Annotated in this window: 3 protein-coding genes; all 3 read right to left on the reverse strand. The window is 38.9% G+C overall.

What is annotated here, in order from left to right; genetic code table 11:
• Positions 1 to 25: 25 nt before the first annotated feature.
• Entirely contained in the window at positions 26 to 1,972 is a 1,947-nt protein-coding gene (locus ES765_RS21380) for an aconitate hydratase (RefSeq protein WP_138116547.1), read from the reverse strand.
• Between the two features lie 275 nt (positions 1,973 to 2,247).
• Entirely contained in the window at positions 2,248 to 2,388 is a 141-nt protein-coding gene (locus ES765_RS21970) for a hypothetical protein (RefSeq protein WP_171017404.1), read from the reverse strand.
• Positions 2,389 to 2,427: 39 nt separating this feature from the next.
• Positions 2,428 to 2,571: DUF2480 family protein (locus tag ES765_RS21385; protein ID WP_138116549.1), on the reverse strand; the 144-nt coding region annotated here is incomplete at its 5' end.

Below are 2,571 nucleotides of genomic sequence, written 5' to 3' on the forward strand. Positions count from 1 at the left end.
CATTTAATAATACTATGCCGAAAAATTATTTTTGCTTTACAAAATTAATAACCCCACCTTTTAAGATATGTTCAACTTGTCTCTCACTGATACTGTAAGTAAGTGGAATTCTAATATTTTTTCCAACTACAATTGCTGTTACTGAATCTCTGTTTTTGATGGCTGTCCTTAGGCCTTCTATCCGTAAAACGTCATCTTGTTCTAGTTTGTCCCAGTCGCTTGTGTTTTTGAATTCGAAAGGAATCATACCAAAATTGATCAAGTTCTGCCAACCGATACGGGCATAAGATTTCGCTATAGCAAACTTTTGTCCAAGATACCGAGGAGATAGTGCAGCGTGCTCTCTACTTGAACCTTGTGCATAATTTTCGCCCGCTATAACACAAAATCCTGTATGTATTTTTTGATTTTGAACTGCGCGATCATAGAAACTTTGGTCAATGGCATAATACGCATATTTACTTAGCTCCGGAATATTTGACCGTAAAGGCAGAACATCAGCACCCGCTTTCAGTATGCCATCTGTTGAGATGTCATCTCCCATTTTTAATAGGATAGGGATTTCCAGTTCATCTGGAAGTTCTTCAAAATCAGGTAGGGTTTTAATGTTTGGTCCCTTAACCAATTCCGAAGAAGCTTCAGTTGGAGCAATCAACAGCTTTTTGTTTGTCTTGATTTGTGCTGGGGCTGTCCATTTTGGATACGTAATATTCATTACAGACTCGAGGTCTCGGGGATCAGTAATTTTTCCAGTAATTGCCGCAGCTATAGCCGTTTCTGGACTGCACAGGTATACTTGGTCATCAAGTGTTCCTGAACGTCCTGGGAAATTACGTGGCATCGTTCGGATACTGATCGTATTAGTGGCAGGAGCTTGTCCCATACCAATACACCCCATACATCCCGATTGATGAAGGCGTGCGCCAGCAGCAATCAACGGTCCAAGAGCACCCATTTCTGTCAGGTTTTCTAACACTTGGCGAGATGAGGGATTGATATCCAAAGAAACATCGGGAGAAACAACTTGACCTTTTACAATTTGAGAAGCGATCCAAAAATCACGTAATCCAGGATTTGCAGAAGAGCCAATAACAACTTGTTGTATTTTTAATCCGCTAACTTCTCTTACTGGAACAACATTTCCTGGACTGCCAGGAAGTGCAATTAAAGGTTCTAGTGTAGCTAGATCTATTTCAATGGTAAGGTCGTACGTTGCACCTTGATCGGCTTCCAATTTTATCCACTCGTCTTCCCTTCCTTCTTGTCTAAGAAATTCACGGGTGATTTCATCTGAAGGAAACACCGAAGTTGTAGCCCCTGTTTCTGTTCCCATATTAGCGATAACATGACGATCCCATGCACTCAGAGATTTCAGACCAGGTCCATAATATTCTAAGATATATCCACGTCCTCCAGTAACATCATACCTGCGAAGCATTTCTAAAATTACATCTTTGGCACTTACCCAGTCGGGCAACTTTCCAATGAGTTTGATACCCATCACTTTTGGCATTTTAACATAATACGGTTCACCCGCTGAAGCCATTGCTACATCCAATCCACCCGTACCGATGGCAAGCATTCCAATACCACCTCCGGCAGGAGTATGGCTGTCTGAACCCAATAGCGTTTTGCCCGGTCTACCAAACCGCTCCATGTGTACTACATGGCTAATTCCGTTTCCTGATCTACTAAACCAGTATCCAAATCGTGCCGCTGCCGACTGTAGAAATAGATGGTCATCCATATTCTTATAATCCGTTTGAAGCAGATTATGATCTACATATTGCACCGCGACCTCTGGTTTAATTTTATTTAAATTAAAGGCTTCCAATTCCAGCATTACCAATGTACCTGTCGCATCTTGTAATAATACCTGATCAATTTTCAATCCGATTTCACTTCCGGGATTCATCTCACCAGAAATAAGATGAGAACTAATCAATTTTTGACTTACGTTTTGTAGTTTCATTCTTGATAAAATTTATGCCTACACTTTTTTATTCGTGTAATTCAGCAGGGTATTAAATGTCAATACTAAAAAAAATTACTTTTATGCGAGCCATCGCGACACGGTTTATTCTGTGAATGTCCACATCGCTAGAGGAAATATTTTTGCTCTTTTGTTTCTAAACTGTCCTCTTGTTTCGATACCTTAATACTTTCTTATACGAGTAGTAGATCGTTTGCTAGTCCAGTTGCTTTAACGTTTGTATTTTCCGTTTTGCAGTTTTTTATTCAAATCATTTATTCAACTACTATAGCTTCAGGATATTTGTCTTTCCATATTTTATAAACATCCATATTTTTGACAGTTATTGTTGTTTTGTAATCCAACTTTATTTTAATTTTTGGACGGTTATCGATAGTTCTTTTTTTTATTTTCATGATACTCTTATTGTATTGTTCCTATTCTTTAGGCTAAACTTAAATTTGTTTGGGCTGCTTGTATAAAGGAACCATTGAACAAGCTTCTCCATACATAATACTTTTTGCAACGGGGTGTAAAAGTCTGGTAATTTCAACATAAGCCGCTTTAGGCACAGGCAAATCGCCACAACCTTTTATAAC

Origin of the sequence: Maribacter sp. ACAM166 (assembly GCF_005771495.1) — a bacterium.
Taxonomy (GTDB): Bacteria; Bacteroidota; Bacteroidia; order Flavobacteriales; family Flavobacteriaceae; genus Maribacter.

Bases quoted from the DNA above. Each gene is read 5' to 3' on its own strand.
- ES765_RS21970 (WP_171017404.1), bottom strand. From the start codon at position 2,388: ATGAAAATAAAAAAAAGAACTATCGATAACCGTCCAAAAATTAAAATA.
- ES765_RS21380 (WP_138116547.1), bottom strand. From the start codon at position 1,972: ATGAAACTACAAAACGTAAGTCAAAAATTGATTAGTTCTCATCTTATT.